Origin of the sequence: Vibrio sp. 10N.247.311.12 (genome assembly GCF_041467515.1) — a bacterium.
Lineage (GTDB): Bacteria > Pseudomonadota > Gammaproteobacteria > Enterobacterales > Vibrionaceae > Vibrio > Vibrio crassostreae_C.
This window is the reverse complement of sequence record NZ_JBFSUV010000048.1, coordinates 1-18,499: the sequence shown is the minus strand read 5'-3', so window position 1 is coordinate 18,499 and position 18,499 is coordinate 1. Positions and strand designations below refer to the sequence as shown.

Below are 18,499 nucleotides of genomic sequence, written 5' to 3'. Positions count from 1 at the left end.
TATTTGAACTCTTTATTATGTTACAAGTAACATTATAAAGTTCTCACCGCCTCAAGTTCAACCCATTCGTTGTCATCGACACATAGTATTGAAATCGTTCTACCATCGGCAAATTAGTTTGGCGTTAACGAAAGGTTGGTATCACGCATGCTTGATGAAAGCTTGGCTTAACTGCTGAAAGAGTGAGTCTACGTTGGGTAGAGTTGTCAGATGTGCGGACAACGGAGTATGAACTTGCGCGTCCACCACGGTTGGATTGCCACAAACTTGATTATAAAAATTTACGGGTGCAACGATGTTCTCTAGGTCGACATCCAACAAGATACAAGCTTGCGAAAGTACGATTTGGCCGCCCCCTTGTTTAAGCAAAACACGCTGCGCCGTGCCCACTATTTTTTGTTTATTGATATTGAGGTTGTAGTCACCATCACAATAAGAACCGGGAGTCGCGTGTACATCCACATCGATGCCCAGTTCTTTAAAAAACAGGGTTAAGACATTGCACAGATGTAGATACGCTTTTTGGATGTTGTAGGCTTCATCACGAGGCCAATGGTAAATGTACGATAAGTTAATGATCCCCGGCAGTTGGGGAACGGGAGCGCCGCCTGTTTTACGTGAGGTGAGTTGCCAACCTTGTGCCGCGAGTTGTTTTCTAGACTCTACGGTCACAGGCCACTTTTTACCTGCGGGCAAAACAAGTGTCGGCGCTTTTGCTTGCCACAACATTAAGGCTTGCCCAATCTCACCCGCCTGAATTTGCTGCAATAATTCAGCTTCTTTTTCAAACGCACGATCAACATCAATGTGCGGGTAACGTACGAGTTTATTGGTTAACTTCAATGCACTTTCCTCTACAGATTGTGGTGACCTATCATTTAACGTTCTGCAATGGTTGATGAGATATGGGACTATGTGCGATGAAACATAGCACCAAAAGTTAGTTATTGGCGCCATAGTAGCTTGTCAGTTGCCCATCTCAAAGGTGAGTGCTAACATTTGTACACACACCAATAAAGGAATACATCATGGACACTAGAATTCAATTTCGTGTTGATGAAGAAACAAAACGCCTAGCTCAACAGATGGCTGAGAGCCAAGGTCGCACACTGAGTGGTGCTTGCCGTGAGCTTACTGAGCAACTCGCTGAGCAACAAAGACAGACATTATCTCACGATGCCTGGCTAACTGAACAAGTAAACCTAGCATTTGAGAAGTTTGACTCAGGAGAATCCGTTTTCGTTGAACACCAAACTGCTAAATCTCGAATGGAAGAACGCAAAGCCAGAATACGTAATCGAGGTAAGCAATGATTTTATGGGAAGAAGAATCACTCAATGATCGTGAAAGGATCTTTGAGTTTATCTATGACTTCAACCCTGATGCGGCAGAAAACGCTGACAACCTCATTGAAACAAAAGTAGAAAACTTGCTTGAGCAGCCTCTAATGGGTGTACAGAGAGACGGCATTCGTGGGCAATTACTTATAATTCCTGAGATTTCAATGATCGTCTCCTATTGGATCGAAGGCGACATTATCCGAATTATGCGCGTACTCCACCAGAAACAAAAGTTCCCAATAGATTGATTACTTCCTCTGGGCAACTAGCCCAATTAAGGGGTGAACAACGCCTCCACCCAACCTAAAGCATTGTGCCATAAACACTTAAGTTGAAGTAGGAGCAAAAGTGCCAAGCGTTGTGAATCCCTCTTAAATTGCTTGTTATAACACAATTGCTACACGTCACTTTCCGTTAGTATCTGACGACAATTTCGTACTGTGAGGACGCGAATTTCATGGCTAAGGCTATATATGATGCGATAGTGACCAAACAAAATTTCACGGTAATTGGTATGAGGCAGCTCAGGAACCATTCGCCCCATGTCAGGCATACTTGAGAGTAAATCAGTTTTATCAAAAACCTCATTAACCCAGTTTTCTGCCGCCACTGGATTATCCAGTGAAATAAACTCGGCTGCATCACCTAACTTTTGTAATGCTAGTGGTGACCAGACTACTTTCATTTCTTAATGCGCCCCAATACTTGAGCACGAGCGTCTTCATTGGAAACACCTAAACCTGAAGCTAATTGTGCTTCAGCAGTACGCATTTCTTCCAGTAACTCGATCTTCTCTTGCATTGCTTCATATTCTGCAACATCAAGGACAACCGCAACACCCTTACCACGTTGTGTGATAACTAGTGGTCTGCGAGTTTCGTTAATCTGTTTAATAAATGACGTCACGCCAGCACGAAATTCAGACAAAGGCTGAATATCTTGATCAAAATGGATGCGGCTCATGTTGAACTCCCTATGGTACAATTTAATGTACAAATAATAGTTCAAATAGCAATTTTGAGCAATAGCCTGATTTTGTGTTATAGCCGCGTTAAGGTGTGAGCAACGCAATACCGATGCTACCGTATACCGCCTTAAACACTGAACGCAACGCATAATAAAAATGCCACGCGTTGCGAATCACTCTTAAACATGTTGGAGTAAGTCGACCCATCTAGCCGAAAGGCATTGATAACAAGGAGAATGGCATTGACGAGAGCAGAGGAGATGTAACGACGAAAGAAACGAAAAATAGCTAACTGATTGATATGATTGCTATCCCAACCTTATCTTAGCTTCGCTCGCTTTGAGAAAAGCCTCAAAGCGATGTGCCCTTCAAGTTCAATCGTACAATTTACTTAATAAAGTGGCTTCGGGCTTGTTCAACACTCGGGATTTAGTGTTGGCTGCGCAACACCTTAATCCTTATTTGTTATGTGTTTTTACGATCACGTTGCTCAATGTGTCTTTTAGTTTCGTCCGGAATGATATCGTTATACAAACTTTCCAGTTCCTTTGGTTTAGTAATTAGCTCTTCTGCAATGTAATTAAGAATCTGAAAAAGTTTCAAAGCAACATCCGTACTATCTTGGAAATCAATAGCGCCCGGATGTACTGCGTTGTTGCCTACTACTCGTAGAATATCTAAAGCTTGCTGAATCTTGGGACTCAATCCGTCCGAAACCAAACCTTTTATATCATCGTTGATATTTTTACCTGATTTACCGACTTGCTTTAAAAGGATTTGTAGAGCAAGACGTAGCAGAGCAGAGGCACCTTTGGGTGAATTGTTCAATATGGATGCAGCTTCCAAATAAATTGATTTTATATCTTCATTTAGGTCGTTGTTAGGCTCTGGGATGGAGTTAGCTACTGGAAATACGACTTTATCATTTACCCATAGAGTCTCTGCATTACAACTAGCACACATAGAGATTGAGAAGTTGTCTGGAACATATTGTCTCAAATTTCTCGCTAAGTCATTTTTATAACGTTCCATAAAGCTTTGTAAATCGCGCTCCGTATACTCAGAAATAGACGAGCGAGCATCCAAATAAGAGTGTTCTAAAATAGCAGACGTTATTCTTGTAACAGTTTGCCTGCTGAACCAGCGCTGTTGAGACAGAACACCACAGTGTAAACATTTAAACTTATCTTCGTTTAATTTAGGAATTGTCATAGATTACCTCCAAGAAACACATAACGAATGATATGGACTCCCTCTACCTGACACTCTGCGTGCCATACTTACTTAGTACACGCTGAAGAACTGGAGGTTACTATGTCCACCATTCAAACTATTGGCGTTGACCTCGCCAAGAATGTATTCAGTATTCACGGCGTTGATGCATATGGCAAGTGCGTCCTACGCAAAACTGTCAAAAGAAACAAACTCTTAGACACATTCGCGAAGTTACCTCCCTGCCTCATCGGTATGGAGGCGTGCTCTGGTGCACACCACTGGGCGAGAGAGCTACTGAAACTAGGTCATAACCCGAAAATTATGGCGTCCAAATTCGTTATTCCATATCGACAAAATGAGAAGAACGATGCCAATGACGCAGAGGCCATCTGTGAAGCGGTATCTAGACCCAAAACACGATTTGTCTCTATAAAAAGTGAAGAGCAACAAGCTGTGCTTTGCCTGCACCGTATTCGACAGGGGCTAATTAAAACAAGAACGGCGACTATTAACCAGCTCAGAGGTTTGCTTTCCGAATTTGGTATTGTGATGCCTCAGGGGCGCTACTCGGCTCAAAACACTATTGGTAGTGTCCTTGAAGATGCAGAAAATGGTTTGCCTATACTCGCTCGAGAGCTACTTCAAGATCTATCGAACAAGATTCAACACCTTAACCTAGAAGTATTGCACTATGATCGTAGAGTCTCTGCTTTAGTTCGTGAGATGGCTTCAGCCAAAGCCCTCATGGATATTCCAGGTGTCGGTGAACACAGTGCAAGTGCCATTGTCGCAACCGTCAATGACGCCAAACAATTTGGCTCTAGCCGCCAATTTGCCGCTTGGATAGGGTTGGTTCCAAGACAATACTCAACAGGTGGTCATGTTCATCTTGGTCGCATCAGCAAAAGAGGCGAAAAACATATTCGCACTCTACTTATTCATGGCGCAAGAGCCGTTATTGCACGATGTAAAGAGAAAACCGATCGCAACAGTATTTGGTTAAATCAACTCGTTGAACGACGAGGTTATAAACGAGCAGCTGTCGCCCTAGCAGCAAAAAACGCTCGTATAATATGGGCATTATTAACAACAGGAAAAGAGTACAAGATTAACTATGTAAACGGTTAACACTCACCGAGTCAAAGCAATAGCAAATGATGACAATACGACCAGACCGAGATGCCTAAACCTGTTTAATTGGGAAGTAATAAATACTGTTTAACGAATGAGGCGGGCATCAAGCGAATATCATCAAGGTGACGGAACGATTCCGATTAAACACCGAATGTAGAGCTGCTGTCCGAACCACTGTTGTCAGCGGGAGCTATTGTTGACAAAAGAGGGAGTCCATGTAGCCCAATTAAGGGGTGAACAACGCCTCCACCCAAACCTAAAGCATTGTGCCATAAACACTAAACTGACTTGAAGTGAGAGCGCCAAGCGTTGTGAATCCCTCTTAAATTGCTTGTTAGTTTTACTTATATATGGGTCTGTAACGTTCTTCTAGATCTTGTTTTTTACGCCCTTGAATTTGACCTAGTAGCACATAGTTTACCGTTGGTACTTTTGTCAGTATATCAACTGCAAGAGGATATTCTTCATAAGTAGGTAACGAAGGACTGATTCTCCCTCCGAATTTCTTTAGTATCTTGGTGTCAATTTTTCCATCGACCACCGCTGAAAACCCAACCAAAAAGCAACTAACTTCAACTAAAAGGTCATCAGTCATATGCAAGCATCTTTCTGTTAAATCACTAAGCAGCGCCATATTACCGACACCAATCAAACTCTGTATTTCTGGAAATTTTAATGGTTTACCGTAGACCTCTGACAACTTAGGCATCAAAGCCTCAATCATACTGTTTCGCTTTTCCCATACTTTAACAACAGTATTAAAGTTCGAGACAATCGTAGCGATATAATCCAATGACGCCCATTTATTAAACTCTGAAGCCTCATGTCGGGATATAAAAGACAATGACGGCAAATCGAATTCAACCTTAATTTCTTTAAGTAACACGGGCGGTACGCCTAACATTCGATTGATAGGTTCATCAGTTATCAACCCAAAGTAGTTCGATTTAATACCTATCAGACTGGAACGAAGCTCTAAAGCAGAAAGTATTGTTTTATTGACTGTTCTGATTTTATCCAACTCAATCTTGGTAAACTCTTGCTGATTTACCGTATAGTAAGCGACTCCTGCACCAAGTGCGCCTGAAACCAATACGCTTCCAACAGGCAAAATATAGTCTTTTACGAAATTTGTATGCAGCCCCTCGATAGCCGTTACTATCAGCTGAATGTCATTACTCAATTGTTTCTCTCAAATTTAATTGTAAAACTAACGCCGCCTTAAGCTGTGAGTGAACGTGTGCCATGTTTGAGCGTTAGAGAGTCGGCACGCGTTTACGAATCAGTCTTGAAGGCTTTGTTTTGCGCCTATTTACAACTAACACCTTCAGGTAATTTGACACTGTACTTATAATCTACCGGCTTGGTGAAATCTGTACGTGAAATAGTTTCATCAATCAAAAAATTGTATAAGAAGTCTGTATTACATGATTTATCAAAGGTAGAGCCTAAGGTGAAAAGTACTTTTTCCTTAGTTGTCAGATCATAATAGTGTAGAGCGAAAGACGTATAAATTGATGAGCCAGTTTTTGTCGAACTTCCTGTCACACCAAATGTTTTCTGGTTTGTTGTGTTGCAGGTTGCGGAGTACCCATAACCAGAGCAAGTTGTCGTTGAGTAACCACTATCAACCATGCCGTAGTCTGCCGATTCATAAGTATAAGTGTCATACTCTTGCTTTACAGAGATATACGCAGCACCAACAGGCGTAATATTTTTTTTATCCAGTTCTCTTTCGGAGTAAACAGAGGTAAAGCCTCTTGCTTTCATAGCGTCAATTACAGACCGGACATAAAATTTTGATTTCAAGTCATTTTCATCAAAAGTTGCTACAACTATTGGAGCATCAGAGTAAAAGTTAACATCTGGGTCAAAGACCGTATATTGATTCGCTTCGATAGTAGTTTGGCAGCCAGTCAAAATAGCAGCTGCACTGAAAATCATAATTAATTGTTTCATTTAAAAATCTTATTTTCTGGTGACCATTTAAATGATCTCATATTTCACTTGCTAGGTAGTTGATATCCATCAAGCCTATTTGGCGCATAACGAATGACATGGATTCCCCCTACCGAGGCTCTGCCACACTGATGTGGTACTTAAATGCATCGGAGGCACCATGTCTGATTATTCTTATTTCTGCGGTATCGACCTAGCTAAAAACCACTTCAGTGTTCATGCTGTAGACCAAAATGGTAAGGTCATCAGTCTGTAACCGACCCTAAACTACTGACTACAATAGCAAATATGCCACTCATGCGTATAGATATTGATGCGTGTGGTGGTGCACATTATTGGGAAAGGGTGAATCTAAATTATGCCGTGGCTATCTCCAAAACAGTCCGACACCTTTTCTCGATAACACAGGGGCTTGATGGCTTCTGTCTGACAAAGTTGTCTGATATGGTGGCGGCAGAACTTCAGCAATTGTTTAGATAGTATTGAATATGAAAACACTAACCATACTTGATGGCGGCATGGGCCGAGAACTCAAAGAAATTGGCGCGCCATTTTCTCAACCGCTTTGGAGTGCTCAAGCGCTGATTGAAGCACCCGAATTTGTTAGCCAAGCGCATCAAAACTTTGTCGATGCAGGTGCTGAAATCCTAATCACCAATAGCTACGCGTGTGTGCCTTTTCACTTGGGTGCAGAGCTGTTCGAACAACGAGGTTTTGAACTAGCCGCACTGTCTGGTGAGCTGGCTAAAGCAGTTGCTAACAATGCTTCTCACACCGTAAAAGTGGCGGGCGCGATTCCACCGCCATTTGGCAGCTACCGACCAGACTTATTTAAGGTAGAAGAGGCGGCGCCAATCATTCAAACGCTTTACGATGCCCAGGATCCAAACATCGATCTTTGGATAGCGGAAACCATCTGCAGCCTGCAAGAGTTCGAATCCATTCATGCGGTTCTTAAGCAGTCAGATAAGCCGTGTTACTACGCATTCAGTTTGGAAGATACCAAGGGCGATTCTGCCAATATTCGTTCTGGCGAGAGCGTAACAGACGCCATCAAACTTGCCTGCCAATCAAACGCGACAGGCATTATGTTTAACTGTTCAGTGCCTGAAGTGATGGATCAAGCCATTATCGATGCCAAGAAAGTGATCGATGAGCTAGGCAGTGATTTAGACATTGGTGTCTATGCCAATAACTTTGCGCCTATCAGCAGCGAACATGAAGCGAATGACATGTTTCAAGAAATGCGTGAGCTGGATGGCCAAGGTTACTTAACTTACGCCAAACGCTGGCATGCACTGGGCGCGAATATTATCGGTGGCTGTTGTGGCATCGGGCCAAAACACATTAAAGCCCTAACCGATTGGAAATGCTCCCTACAGAGCTAATCCTGAGCTTCAACTAGAATAAAATAAATAGAGAACAGGTTGAGAAATCTGTTCTCTATTTGTATGTGGCGTCTCTGAGTACACTGATACAAAACAACGATTTGGAGCAACTGATGAGCGACACGCAACGCAAAATTAAATGGGGCATCGCAGGGCTAGGCAATATCGCCAATCGATTCGCAACCGCTGTAACGGAGCACTGTCTGCATGGTGAGCTTTATGCGGTTGCCGCCAGAGATCACTCACGCGCAGCCACGTTCGCCAACAAGTTTGCTTGCGACAAGGCTTATGGCTCTTATGAAGAGATGGCGAATGACCCAAGTGTTGAAGCGGTTTACATCGCTACGGTTCACCCATACCACCAGCCACTCACTGAGTTGTTTCTAAAGAATAAAAAACATGTATTGGTCGAGAAGCCGGCTTTCACCAACCTTGCTGACTGGCTTGAGATGAAAGCCCTCGCGAAACAAAATGGCGTGATGCTGTTAGAAGCAATGAAAACCGTGGTGTTTCCCGCATATCGTGAGCTCCAATCATTCTTGGTCGATAACAACATTCAGATAGATTCCATCGAAGCCAGCTTTGGTAACCATCATGACTATGAGCCCGATTTGTTTATCTTCAATCCGGATTTGTCAGGCGGAGCAACACTCGATGTTGGGGTCTATGGGCTTTGGTTCTTTTACGATCTGTGCCGAACGCTGGGTGTAAACCCTTCAAAACCTCAGGTAGAGATGTCGTGTCTTTATGAGGGAGCGAATGTTGATACCAATGCATGCTTTACATTCTCTGGTGATATAAGCGGTAAGATATCGGCATCAACAGTGCAAAACCTTCCCCGAACAGCACACTTGAGTGGACCTGAAACCAAAATCACCATTCACGAAAAATGGTGGAATCCGGCCTTTATTGAGATTGAACATCAAGGCCAAAAGTCGACCATTAACTACCGAGTGATAGGGAATGGATTCGAGTTTGAAATCGACCATTTTTCAGATTTGGTGCTTCAAGGCAAAACTGAATCGAATATCCTGAGCTCAGAGATAACCTCTCGAGTTCTCGATACGATGGAAAACGCACTCATTGACTCTGGCTATCAACACTTAACTCAACCTCGTCGTTAGGAAAAGCAAATTGGGCAACCTTAAGCGTAAGCTTGAACTGTATGAAAAGATATTTCAGGCTTTTGGGCCTGGAGTATCACATTGTCAGGTCAACCAACTGGCCACACTGCTGCACGTGAGTGAACGTCACGTTCAGACCTTACTCAAAGCGATGACAGCGCAAGGCTGGATTGAGTGGCAAGCTAGCTCAGGCCGCAGCAAGAAAGCACAACTCACGTGTCTGGTTGAGCCCATTGAGGCATGTTACCAATACGCGCAAACCCAAGCCGATGCGGGTAATATAGAACAGGTGTTTGGCACCTTAAGCTTCAACGGCCGCAATGCTGGCGCTGAGTTGCAAGCCTTTCTAAGCAGCACCAATCCGTCGGCGCAGAATATCGCGTATATCCCGTTTCACCGAGAGCTCGAGGCTCTTCACCCTCAACGAGTACTTAGACGCACCGAACGTTTCTTAGTGATGCAAGTTTGCCAACGTCTTACCACCGTTCAGCACGGCAAACTCAGCGGCGATTTAGCTTATCATTGGCAGCCTAATCAAGATGCGACACAGTGGCGCTTTCAGATTCGCAATGGTGTTCACTTTCATAACGGTCGAACGCTTGAACCTCAAGACATAGCACGCAACCTTAACTCTCTCTGCCAAAGCAAAATATGGCGTCGCTGTTATCAGCATATTGATGAGGTCTCTGTCTTGGCAGGCAATGTGGTTGTCGTGAAATTGAATCAACCTGATTGGCATTTACCGCGCTTACTTGCTAGGGCTGAAGCCTCCGTATTTGATAACTCATCACCGACTGATAGGCTAATTGGTTCTGGCGCGTTCTCATTAGACATTTTCTCAAGCAATATGTTGAGATTAAGCCGCAATAGCGCGTATTCACACAGCACGCCGATTCTTAATCGAGTCGAGTTGTGGGTCTACCCGGAATGGGCACAGAGCAAAGCCTGCGCTCAAAATCAGGTGTGCGTGAAACTGCCCGAGAAGACGACCAGCGTGCGTGGCGATGACCATTCTTCCCAACCGGATTTCGGCTCAACCTTCTTTAAGATTCAAAGCCCGATGTTGTCTTCAACCGTTCGTGAGTTCACCGTTGAAGACACCTCTGAATGCCAAGCCCTTTTCGAGCAGTTGTCCGTGTCTGGCGACCACAAAACCAGCGTGGAATATGGTCACTACCAAACTAACTACCTAACTACCAAAGACGTCGCGTTGTGTAGCATTATTGATGAGAACGACACCTTCACTTCGTGGTTAAGCTTTTTCACTCGCTTCCCGTTTGAGGACTTAACTTTGCCTGCTGAGATGCTAGAGAAAATCGAACAAGGCTTAGCCTCAATAACAAGCCAGCCAAACTTTGAGTTAGCGATGAATACACTGTTGGAACTCAAGCATTGGTTGAATGACTCTGGGGTTGTGGTTGAGCTCAAGCAAGAGGCGTTCAACTTAGAGGTTTCTGAAAAGATACACGGCGCGCAAGTGAATGGTTTCGGTTGGTGTGAACTCGACAAGCTGTGGATTAGCCATTTGTAAGCGTATTTCGTAGCTGAATGTATTTCACAACCTAGCCCAACCAAGCTGCAACCAATCATTATGTTCAGTCACAGCGTAGGTCGAATAGGCTAAGGGTTAGCTCACTAGCGATAATTCAGACTCTTTATAGATACGGTTAGCCACTTTGTATGCAGCCGGAGACATCAGTGTCTCTTTGCATCTGCGCTTAAATTGCTCGACTTCAATCGTTTGTTCTTCCAGTAAATAGCACAGCTCACTCAAGTAGTTAGCTTCAAACACAGCTTGACCAAGTGGCGTGCATTCGTATCGGCTCGACTCTTGGTAGCCAATCGCGGTCAACACTGATTCTGGCAGTTCCCAGAACTTAGCAATGGTGTAAGTCAGGCGAATGGAGTAGCTGTTCATCAGGCGCTTCAATGCTAACGAGTTAGGTGGAACAGAAGGATCAACATGCTTGAAGGCTTCTACCATCATCTGGAAAATGATCATCTTGCCTAAGTTGCGAATTAACCCAACAAAGTACGCCGCCGCTTGATCTTCTTGAGATGAAGAGTCTTTCATCAACTCCAGAGAAAACGACGCAGTCTGAACACTGTGATTCCAAATTTTCTCACCGAAGTGACGCCAGTAAATATTGTTCCCCGGCGTGAAGTTCTTCATGTAGCTATTCACTACCCCTTCAACAAGCCCTTGAGAACCCATATTTAGGAATGCTGTTTTTAGGTCAGTAACCTGTTTTTCACCGCGCTTATAGAAAGCACTGTTAGCCAGTTTAATCACATCGGCTGCCATACTCGGCTCGCGCTCAATCACTGTTAGTAATGCGTCAACATCAAACTCGTCGCTCTGTAATTCTGCCATTAACGTGGTCACAGAGGCTGGCATCACTGGCAGTTCATTAAGCAAAGCTTTTGGAGAGCGAATCAAGCGTTCAATCTGACAAGCAACAAAATCACTAAATGGGTCTGACTCCGTTCGAAGGCGAGACTCTCCAAACAAATAATCGAGGAACTCACCATCGTGAAGGCTAAGCGTATTATCGACGATTAATGATGATGGTTGAGCTGAAGAAGGCGGAACAAAGATTGAAGACCGAACAGAATCAGTAGCAACGGTTTGTTGTTGCTCTTTTTGGACAGGCTCTGCAGAGGGTTTGTTTTTTGAATCAACAAAAGGCGAGAATAGTGCCTGCAATACCCTTTTAAACATCAATACGGCTCCTAGATGAATACAACATAGATAGGGATATATAACGGCGGTGATTATCGCACAGTTAATTAATAAACCACACAGTGACAAATGAATCATTAACTTTTCAGCTGTATAGGATCTGTTACTCAACAGCCTTCGAGACTAGGCCTCCTGTATTCGCCAGAAACAAAAAAGCGAGCACATGATACTGGCTCGCTCTTACATAGATTAGATGCGAGACACTGTCTAAAGTTAGCTCTGAGCGACTTCCAACACGATCTTACCAACGTGTTTTTTCTTTAAGAATTCATCTTGCGCTTTATGAATATCGGCCAGCGGGTAAGACTCTGCGACGATGGCGCCAATCTGCTGCTTCTCAATACGGTCGACTAGATTTTGGAATACCTGTGGCTCTAAAACCGTGCAACCAAAAAAGCTGAGATCTTTGAGATACAAAGTTCGGACATCAAGATCAACCATAGCGCCACCAATTGCGCCAGATACGGCATAACGGCCATGTGGTTTCAGCACTTCAAGGAACTCAGGCCACTTGTCACCTGCCACCAAATCGATAACCACATTGACGCTACTTTCGCCTAACGCTTTAACCAAATCCGCATCACGGGCAATCACTTCATCAGCGCCAAGTTCAAGTAACTGTTGGTTCTTACTTGGGCTAGTGATGGCAATAACATACGCGCCGCGAGCTTTTGCTAGCTGAATAGCCGCAGAGCCCACACCGCCCGATGCACCTGAGATAAGCACGCGATCACCCTCAGCCACATTGGCGCGCGTCAGCATGTTTTCTGCGGTCGAGTAAGAGCATGGGAAAGACGCTAGCTCAACATCCGACATGGTGCTGTTCACCGCGTATGCATGCTTAGCTGCCACTTTGGTGTATTCAGCGAAACCACCATCGCACTCAGAACCGAAATACCATGGCTGCGGTAAATCTTGCCCATAAACCTCGGTCAAACAAGGCTCAATCAGAACACGCTCGCCAATACGGTCAGCAGAGACTTCATTGCCGACTGCCACGATGAAGCCGCACACGTCAGCACCTTGGATGCGAGGGAATTTCAACGCTTCACCCGACCAACTGGCATCGTCTGAATCATCACTTTTCGCATACCAACCGATTCGCGTGTTGATGTCGGTATTATTAACGCCTGCTGCCATGACTTTGATCAGCACTTCATTAGGCTCAATTTTTGGAACAGCAATGTCTTCACGGTAACCCAGCATTTCTGCCCCGCCGTGTCCTAGCATCTCTACGCCTTTCATTGTTTTTGGCACTTCAAAATTCATACTGTTTCCTTGAGTAATTTTGTCACCATATTCTGTGCCGATGCCACTGCTTCTTCGCCCAATACTGGCCACGCACTTGATACGCCTTCATGAAGTAGAAAGAGCTCCGAAGCGAGGTCGTCTCTTTGGCTTTGCTTAGCCATTAACGCCTGAACTTCTTTCTTATGCTCGATTACGGCTTGGTTAATCAGTTCGTTGTCAGGAAAAGCAGCCAGTGCGTTCATCGATAAACAACCGTGCGGCGCGTACTCTTCCATCCACAGTTGAAGCTTGTTGAAGATATGAGTAACCGCTTGGTAGCCCGAGCGAGGGGAATCTTCCAACAGCAGACTCAAGTAACGCTGATGACGATGTTCTAACGCCCCGACAATCATCGCTTCTTTTGAAGGAAAATGTTTATACAAGGTTCTCAGGCTTACATCGCACGCCGTTTTTAGCTGTGCAACACTCGGCTCAGCAAAACCTTGCTGGCTAAACGCCACCTCTAAGCTTGCTGCAATCTGTTCTCTCAACATAGTGCTCTCTTAATACTGAATACCAATCGTAGTAAGTAACAGTGATAGGTATAACAACAGGTAGAATGGTTGCTCTACCTACAGAGTAGAACGATCATTCTACCCGTGTCAATGAGATCTTTTTATAGAGCCCTAAAAACGAAAAATCCCGGATCCAATTAGTAGATGCGGGATTTCAATTATCAAAACCACTAGATTATTGCTTAGTGAAATTAGGATTCAATCAGTGTTAAAGAATCCAAAATCCCTTTTCCACTGTGGATTCCACCTTCATTTTCGCTGGCAGGTTTGCTGCGGATTAAGTAGCCCGCGTAACCGTCCAATTCGGTAACTGGTTTGCCTTGATAGTAAGCGGTGAATAGGCCGACTTCGCTGACTAAATCTGTCACTAGCGTTTGTTGGGTGTCACGTACAGCAATGGTCGGCACGTCACGCTCATGCGGGTACAAGCGCTGCATCAATGCCCACGCGTCGTACTCTTCTGGTTTAAGCTGGCTTAGTTGTTCGCTGATGTCGTCACCAAAAACACAATGACCACCGCCCTCGCCTTGGTTTTTTAGCACCCACTCTTGCTTATCAGCTTGTGTGTTAAACCATTCAATCGATTCACTGGTGATTGGCTTCATGTCAGCTAATACACTCTTGACCAGTTCGGCTTCTTCTAGCGTTAAACCCCAACGTGCGTATTCTGCTGCAGGCATCATGGTCAGCAGCATTTGCATGGTTTTACTGGTCGCTAATTGCTGGCTGATGGTCGCGTTCATTGCGACATGGTGTTGCTCCATAAACAAGCGAGTCTGACTTAGCGTGTGGCAACAAACCGATTCATTGAGTTCTGGAGCCCAGTAATCTGAATACTGATAGCCAGCTCTTAGGTACACCACATCGACAGCGCCGACATCTTTCAGTAACAAGCGTTGATTGTCACCCGATGAAAGCTGACAGCTCAATTGTTCAAAGGTACGACGAACCGTACGAACTCCCTGTTTTTGTAGCTCGACTTCAAGCAAGTGTTGGTCATAAACGTTGTCTTCGTTCTTCTGCACCACCATCAAGAAAACTGGTTTATCTTGCTCCTTAAAGTCGGTTTTCACTTGCCTTGCAGCATTAGCGATACCATAAGCCAACTGCGTTAAACCTTGGTTTTCAGCCGGCGTTGCAGATGGGTCTTCTAACCAATCGTTATAAACGTTTGGCCATTGGTTTTGCATGAATGAGTGGAACTCTGTTGCGCGCTGACCAAAAGGTGCCATCCCTGCCGCAATGCCGTTGAACTCAATCACTTTTGCACCGTGTTGGCGATCATCCATAAAATCAGTGCGCATCAACAACAAAGGTTGTCGCGCTGGATTCAAGCGCTCATACGCACTGCCATGGGCTTGTCGGTGCAACTCCATCAGGCGACCAAAAAACGGATCGGCTTTCGCCATATCGCTCAATGATGTCTGTAAAAAGTCGTGGTCTTCAGAAACATTATTGATGAGCTTGGTGATAAGCGGCGTCACCTTCAACAAATGTTCAAAAACCCCACGCTCAATACTCATTGGAGCCAAACTGAACGGGCAATGTCTCGCGGTATTGTCAGCTTGTCGAAACGCGACGCCGTGCATGAGTGCCCACTGACACGTATCTTCAATAATTTGTTGCGGAATCAATGACGTGAGCATTGGATTCATTTTGGTCTCTCACTATTAACTGGGATTAAGTGCTCTACTAAGACGATGCCCATTCTAAAAAGACGAAAAAAAAGCGAAAAATCTTTCACTTCTTTGAATACTTCAGTTAACAATTCACATCTGAGTGTCTTGGGTCTTATTGACGATCAGATCGCGCAACCATTTGTGGCTCGGTTCTGAATCAAAGTATTTATGCCACAATAGGAACAAACCTCCCGGTACCAAATCGACCGGAACAGGCTTCATCACCAACTCTCCGCTATCAATGTAATCGCGTACTGAGTTGTATGGGTAACACATAAGTAAATCACTCTGCTTACACAGCTTAATGGCACTGGTGATATCTGAAACGTTAGCCGCCTTGTTGATCTCCAGTTGCTTAGAATTGAGCACTTCCATCAATAACCAGTCACCCGCACCACCTGTCACCAACTGTATATGTCGATATTTCAAAAAGGTGTCGAGACTCCATTCCTCTTGCAACGCAGGATGGTCATTACGCATCAAACACACCGAGTAATCCAAGCACAGCTCGACGTAGTCAAGCGCATCAGGAATACACTGCACGTGGGTAGAAGCGCGCTCATCTAGCTCAAAAATACCGATCCCAAAATCCACTTCACGCTTTAATAATCGCTTGAAGCTATCGCTGCTCCACGTTGAACTGTTAACGGTAATATGAGGCGCATCGGCGAGTGCAGTCGGCATAAAGTGCGGATAAATCGCCGTGTAGGCGGTTTCGACAAGGTCTATAGTGAAGGTACGCTCACTGTCTTTAGGGTCGAAAACTTCGGGAACGGTCAGCTTTTCGATTTGCAGTAGGATTTGATGGATCTTAGGCGCTAACGTGAGTGCTTTGGGTGTGGGAAATAGCCCTTTGGATTCACGCTCAAATAGCGGATCATCAAACAAAGCTCTCAGCTTAGTGAGCTGTTTACTTACCGCTGACTGGCTCAAAAAGAGTCGCTCTGCTGTTTTACTCACACTTCGTTCTTCAATAAGAACATGTAGGCAAAGTAGCAAATTCATGTCGCATTTAAGTAAGCTTTTAACATCTACCATGATATTCCCTAAATTCAGGTTAATGATGATTAATTGTCACTTTAAATCATATCATGGTCTTGGTAGATTTAGCGCATGTGAGTTAACACGCTCAAATAATAATAGAATTAAGGAATACTCATGGATTTTCTAGCACTACCAAAGATTGATTTACACTGCCACCTAGACGGAAGTGTTCGCCCAGATACGATTATTGACCTAGCAAAACAGTACAATATCGAACTACCTGAAGATCGCGACGCGGTTGTTCAATCTCTAACGGTGCCAGAAGATTGCAAAAACCTAGATGAGTATCTGGCTTGTTTCAGTCTGCCGCTACAAGTGATGCAAACTGAAGAAGCGATTGAGCGTATTTCTTTCGAGCTTTACGAAGATGCTGCACTAGAAAACGTTAAGTACCTAGAAGTTCGTTTCGCACCAATCCTGCACGTAAACAAGGGCTTGTCTCTTGATACGATCATTGCAAGTGCAGTAAAAGGCATGAAGCGTGCAGAAGAGAAATACGACATCAAGGGCAACTACATTATGTCTGTACTTCGTATGTTCCCGAAAGACTCAATCAAAGACGTGATCGATGCAGGCCAACCTTACCTAGGTAAAGGCGTGGTTGCGTTTGATATTGCTGGCGGTGAAAAACCGGGCTTCTGCGCTGAATTCCCTGAGTACACGCAATACGCGATCGAAAAAGGCTACCGTGTGACGGTTCACGCAGGTGAGCAATGGCATGGTCAGAACGTTTACGATGCAGTAACTCTGCTTGATGCTGAGCGTATCGGCCACGGTGTTCATATCCAAGGTAACGAAGACGCATACAACATCGTTAAAGAGAAGCAGGTTGCGCTTGAAACTTGCCCAACAAGTAACGTGCAAACTAAATGTATTCACAAATTTAGCGACCACCCAATTGCTGAATTCAAGAAAGACGGCATCGTTGTAACGATCAACACAGACAACCGTACTGTGTCGAACACAACCATGACCAACGAAGTGAAGCGTGTGTGTGAAACGTTCGGTCTAACACAAGAAGACTACGCAGAGATCTACAAATACTCTGTGGAGAGCGCTTTTGCTTCAGACGAAGTGAAACAGCACCTAATGGGTTTCGTTGAGCAAATCTAATTTGGCAAAGTATGCCTTTTGCCGCATAGCTGAGCCCACTTAAAGATATAAAACAGGAAGAGAAAGGCTGAGGCTTTTCTCTTTTTTTATGTCTAATTATCCGTATTCTAGTACCCATGTTGACTAGTGAGGTGCAAGCGATGAAAACGAAAACAGAACTCGATAAAATGCTGTCCGGCGAGATTTTTGATGGCGCAGACCATGAGATAGACCACATTCGCACTCACGCGAGCAAGGCTCTGTCAGACTTCAATCAATGTTCAGACGATACTCAGCTACCAAGTCTTCAGGCTAACCTGTTTGGTAAAGCAGGCAGCAGCGTTGTCCGTCCCCCGTTTCATTGTGAGTTTGGTAAAACCATTGAGATCGGTGACGACACCTTTATCAACATGAACGTGGTGATGCTTGATGGCGCGAATATCAAGATTGGTAACAATGTATTGATAGGGCCAAGTGCCCAGTTTTACACAGCCTCTCACTCACTGGATTATCTCAGCCGCCGTAAGTGGGAAACTTTCTGCCTACCTATCACAGTCGAAGACGATGTGTGGATTGGTGGAAACTCAGTCATCAACCAAGGCGTTACGATTGGCGCTCGCTCTGTTATCGCAGCGAACTCAGTGGTTAACAGTGATGTACCACCAGATTGCCTGTACGGCGGCACTCCAGCCAAGTTGATTCGGCATTTGAATGCCGAACAAACTCGCGATTAAACAAGAAAGCGCGTATCCAAATCTAAAAAAGAGCGATGTTTCAATAGCATGGCTCTTAATCTAATTATCAGCGTTGTTTTATCGCACGCTTGTTCACCGCGAATTTGAAGCACGACAGCCGCAACTAAAACCAGCGCTGATATAGTCAAAAACAAGAATGCAACGATAGACTTAGGTGGGTATCTTTTCATTTTCTACACCCTCAAATTTTTACTGCTCCATAATCGAGTAGGAGGAGGCCTCACGGCCTCCGTCCTCTCACACCACCGTACAAG

20 protein-coding genes and 1 pseudogene are annotated in these 18,499 nt (G+C 44.5%); 9 read left to right on the top strand and 12 right to left on the bottom strand.

What is annotated here, in order from left to right; genetic code table 11:
• Nucleotides 1-141 precede the first annotated feature (141 nt).
• Nucleotides 142-843, bottom strand: coding sequence for a biotin/lipoate A/B protein ligase family protein (locus AB6E30_RS18660; RefSeq protein WP_372104815.1), 702 nt, complete (start codon nucleotides 841-843; stop codon nucleotides 142-144).
• Between the two features lie 185 nt (nucleotides 844-1,028).
• On the opposite strand from AB6E30_RS18660, the gene AB6E30_RS18655 reads away from it, so the two are divergent.
• On the top strand, nucleotides 1,029-1,313 hold the full coding sequence (locus AB6E30_RS18655) for a hypothetical protein (protein WP_017059448.1): 285 nt from the start codon (nucleotides 1,029-1,031) through the stop codon (nucleotides 1,311-1,313).
• On the top strand, nucleotides 1,310-1,588 hold the full coding sequence (locus AB6E30_RS18650) for a type II toxin-antitoxin system RelE/ParE family toxin (protein ID WP_372104813.1): 279 nt from the start codon (nucleotides 1,310-1,312) through the stop codon (nucleotides 1,586-1,588). Before AB6E30_RS18655 ends, AB6E30_RS18650 begins: the two co-directional genes overlap by 4 nt.
• Nucleotides 1,589-1,737: 149 nt before the next feature.
• Here AB6E30_RS18650 and AB6E30_RS18645 read toward each other — a convergent pair whose 3' ends face one another.
• The 3 genes from AB6E30_RS18645 to AB6E30_RS18635 form a co-directional block, all read right to left on the bottom strand.
• A complete protein-coding gene (locus tag AB6E30_RS18645) occupies nucleotides 1,738-2,025 on the bottom strand; it encodes a type II toxin-antitoxin system RelE/ParE family toxin (protein ID WP_017064044.1) in 288 nt (95 codons plus the stop codon).
• Nucleotides 2,022-2,303 (bottom strand): type II toxin-antitoxin system Phd/YefM family antitoxin, encoded by a 282-nt coding sequence (locus tag AB6E30_RS18640; protein ID WP_011080399.1) that lies wholly within the window; start codon nucleotides 2,301-2,303, stop codon nucleotides 2,022-2,024. Before AB6E30_RS18640 ends, AB6E30_RS18645 begins: the two co-directional genes overlap by 4 nt.
• A gap of 469 nt (nucleotides 2,304-2,772) precedes the next feature.
• On the bottom strand, nucleotides 2,773-3,519 hold the full coding sequence (locus tag AB6E30_RS18635; RefSeq protein WP_372104811.1) for a DUF4145 domain-containing protein: 747 nt from the start codon (nucleotides 3,517-3,519) through the stop codon (nucleotides 2,773-2,775).
• Between the two features lie 102 nt (nucleotides 3,520-3,621).
• On the opposite strand from AB6E30_RS18635, the gene AB6E30_RS18630 reads away from it, so the two are divergent.
• On the top strand, nucleotides 3,622-4,650 hold the full coding sequence (locus AB6E30_RS18630; RefSeq protein ID WP_017041084.1) for an IS110 family transposase: 1,029 nt from the start codon (nucleotides 3,622-3,624) through the stop codon (nucleotides 4,648-4,650).
• A 346-nt stretch (nucleotides 4,651-4,996) separates the two neighbouring features.
• Here the strand turns inward: AB6E30_RS18630 and AB6E30_RS18625 are convergent, their stop codons facing one another.
• Both AB6E30_RS18625 and AB6E30_RS18620 read right to left on the bottom strand, forming a co-directional pair.
• Nucleotides 4,997-5,839 carry a hypothetical protein gene (locus AB6E30_RS18625; RefSeq protein WP_372104810.1) on the bottom strand — a complete coding sequence of 281 codons (843 nt, stop codon included), beginning with the start codon at nucleotides 5,837-5,839 and terminating at the stop codon, nucleotides 4,997-4,999.
• Nucleotides 5,840-5,964: 125 nt separating this feature from the next.
• A complete protein-coding gene (locus AB6E30_RS18620) occupies nucleotides 5,965-6,615 on the bottom strand; it encodes a lipoprotein (protein WP_102561756.1) in 651 nt (216 codons plus the stop codon).
• Nucleotides 6,616-6,775: 160 nt separating this feature from the next.
• Between AB6E30_RS18620 and AB6E30_RS18615 the strand changes: the two are divergent.
• The 4 genes and pseudogenes from AB6E30_RS18615 to AB6E30_RS18600 all read left to right on the top strand — a co-directional run.
• Nucleotides 6,776-6,960 (top strand): annotated as a pseudogene (locus tag AB6E30_RS18615) (IS110 family transposase); the annotation flags it as partial.
• Nucleotides 6,961-7,103: 143 nt separating this feature from the next.
• Entirely contained in the window at nucleotides 7,104-8,003 is a 900-nt protein-coding gene (locus AB6E30_RS18610) for a homocysteine S-methyltransferase family protein (RefSeq protein WP_372104808.1), read from the top strand.
• Nucleotides 8,004-8,116: 113 nt separating this feature from the next.
• Nucleotides 8,117-9,127: a Gfo/Idh/MocA family protein gene (locus tag AB6E30_RS18605; protein WP_372104807.1), complete on the top strand. Its 1,011-nt coding sequence runs from the start codon at nucleotides 8,117-8,119 to the stop codon at nucleotides 9,125-9,127.
• Between the two features lie 10 nt (nucleotides 9,128-9,137).
• Nucleotides 9,138-10,658 (top strand): SgrR family transcriptional regulator, encoded by a 1,521-nt coding sequence (locus AB6E30_RS18600; protein ID WP_372104805.1) that lies wholly within the window; start codon nucleotides 9,138-9,140, stop codon nucleotides 10,656-10,658.
• Nucleotides 10,659-10,754: 96 nt separating this feature from the next.
• Here the strand turns inward: AB6E30_RS18600 and AB6E30_RS18595 are convergent, their stop codons facing one another.
• The 5 genes from AB6E30_RS18595 to AB6E30_RS18575 all read right to left on the bottom strand — a co-directional run bounded on the left by AB6E30_RS18595 (nucleotide 10,755) and on the right by AB6E30_RS18575 (nucleotide 16,392).
• Entirely contained in the window at nucleotides 10,755-11,849 is a 1,095-nt protein-coding gene (locus tag AB6E30_RS18595) for an HDOD domain-containing protein (protein ID WP_372104803.1), read from the bottom strand.
• Between the two features lie 234 nt (nucleotides 11,850-12,083).
• The gene (locus tag AB6E30_RS18590) at nucleotides 12,084-13,139 is read right to left on the bottom strand and encodes an alcohol dehydrogenase family protein (protein WP_108192312.1); all 1,056 of its coding nucleotides are present in this window, start codon (nucleotides 13,137-13,139) and stop codon (nucleotides 12,084-12,086) included.
• Entirely contained in the window at nucleotides 13,136-13,654 is a 519-nt protein-coding gene (locus AB6E30_RS18585) for a TetR/AcrR family transcriptional regulator (protein WP_108192313.1), read from the bottom strand. The genes AB6E30_RS18590 and AB6E30_RS18585 overlap by 4 nt, the downstream gene beginning before the upstream one ends.
• Nucleotides 13,655-13,866: 212 nt before the next feature.
• Entirely contained in the window at nucleotides 13,867-15,321 is a 1,455-nt protein-coding gene (locus AB6E30_RS18580) for a glutathione synthase (RefSeq protein ID WP_108110762.1), read from the bottom strand.
• A gap of 123 nt (nucleotides 15,322-15,444) precedes the next feature.
• Nucleotides 15,445-16,392 carry a LysR substrate-binding domain-containing protein gene (locus AB6E30_RS18575; protein WP_108110763.1) on the bottom strand — a complete coding sequence of 316 codons (948 nt, stop codon included), beginning with the start codon at nucleotides 16,390-16,392 and terminating at the stop codon, nucleotides 15,445-15,447.
• Between the two features lie 120 nt (nucleotides 16,393-16,512).
• Here AB6E30_RS18575 and add point away from each other — a divergent pair, with 120 nt between their 5' ends.
• Nucleotides 16,513-17,511 carry an adenosine deaminase gene (gene add, locus AB6E30_RS18570; RefSeq protein ID WP_102540047.1) on the top strand — a complete coding sequence of 333 codons (999 nt, stop codon included), beginning with the start codon at nucleotides 16,513-16,515 and terminating at the stop codon, nucleotides 17,509-17,511.
• Nucleotides 17,512-17,651: 140 nt separating this feature from the next.
• On the top strand, nucleotides 17,652-18,224 hold the full coding sequence (locus AB6E30_RS18565) for a sugar O-acetyltransferase (RefSeq protein WP_108110764.1): 573 nt from the start codon (nucleotides 17,652-17,654) through the stop codon (nucleotides 18,222-18,224).
• Here the strand turns inward: AB6E30_RS18565 and AB6E30_RS18560 are convergent.
• Nucleotides 18,221-18,415 carry a hypothetical protein gene (locus tag AB6E30_RS18560; RefSeq protein ID WP_017072485.1) on the bottom strand — a complete coding sequence of 65 codons (195 nt, stop codon included), beginning with the start codon at nucleotides 18,413-18,415 and terminating at the stop codon, nucleotides 18,221-18,223. The two genes, AB6E30_RS18565 and AB6E30_RS18560, sit on opposite strands and share 4 nt — an antisense overlap.
• Between the last annotated feature and the right edge of the window lie 84 nt (nucleotides 18,416-18,499).

Coding starts and splice junctions, on each gene's coding strand:
- AB6E30_RS18620 (WP_102561756.1), bottom strand. CDS start 6,615: ATGAAACAATTAATTATGATTTTCAGTGCAGCTGCTATTTTGACTGGC.
- AB6E30_RS18630 (WP_017041084.1), top strand. CDS start 3,622: ATGTCCACCATTCAAACTATTGGCGTTGACCTCGCCAAGAATGTATTC.
- AB6E30_RS18635 (WP_372104811.1), bottom strand. CDS start 3,519: ATGACAATTCCTAAATTAAACGAAGATAAGTTTAAATGTTTACACTGT.
- AB6E30_RS18645 (WP_017064044.1), bottom strand. CDS start 2,025: ATGAAAGTAGTCTGGTCACCACTAGCATTACAAAAGTTAGGTGATGCA.
- AB6E30_RS18655 (WP_017059448.1), top strand. CDS start 1,029: ATGGACACTAGAATTCAATTTCGTGTTGATGAAGAAACAAAACGCCTA.
- AB6E30_RS18575 (WP_108110763.1), bottom strand. CDS start 16,392: ATGGTAGATGTTAAAAGCTTACTTAAATGCGACATGAATTTGCTACTT.
- AB6E30_RS18595 (WP_372104803.1), bottom strand. CDS start 11,849: ATGTTTAAAAGGGTATTGCAGGCACTATTCTCGCCTTTTGTTGATTCA.
- AB6E30_RS18580 (WP_108110762.1), bottom strand. CDS start 15,321: ATGCTCACGTCATTGATTCCGCAACAAATTATTGAAGATACGTGTCAG.
- AB6E30_RS18650 (WP_372104813.1), top strand. CDS start 1,310: ATGATTTTATGGGAAGAAGAATCACTCAATGATCGTGAAAGGATCTTT.
- AB6E30_RS18605 (WP_372104807.1), top strand. CDS start 8,117: ATGAGCGACACGCAACGCAAAATTAAATGGGGCATCGCAGGGCTAGGC.
- AB6E30_RS18610 (WP_372104808.1), top strand. CDS start 7,104: ATGAAAACACTAACCATACTTGATGGCGGCATGGGCCGAGAACTCAAA.
- AB6E30_RS18565 (WP_108110764.1), top strand. CDS start 17,652: ATGAAAACGAAAACAGAACTCGATAAAATGCTGTCCGGCGAGATTTTT.
- AB6E30_RS18590 (WP_108192312.1), bottom strand. CDS start 13,139: ATGAATTTTGAAGTGCCAAAAACAATGAAAGGCGTAGAGATGCTAGGA.
- AB6E30_RS18640 (WP_011080399.1), bottom strand. CDS start 2,303: ATGAGCCGCATCCATTTTGATCAAGATATTCAGCCTTTGTCTGAATTT.
- AB6E30_RS18585 (WP_108192313.1), bottom strand. CDS start 13,654: ATGTTGAGAGAACAGATTGCAGCAAGCTTAGAGGTGGCGTTTAGCCAG.
- AB6E30_RS18560 (WP_017072485.1), bottom strand. CDS start 18,415: ATGAAAAGATACCCACCTAAGTCTATCGTTGCATTCTTGTTTTTGACT.
- add (WP_102540047.1), top strand. CDS start 16,513: ATGGATTTTCTAGCACTACCAAAGATTGATTTACACTGCCACCTAGAC.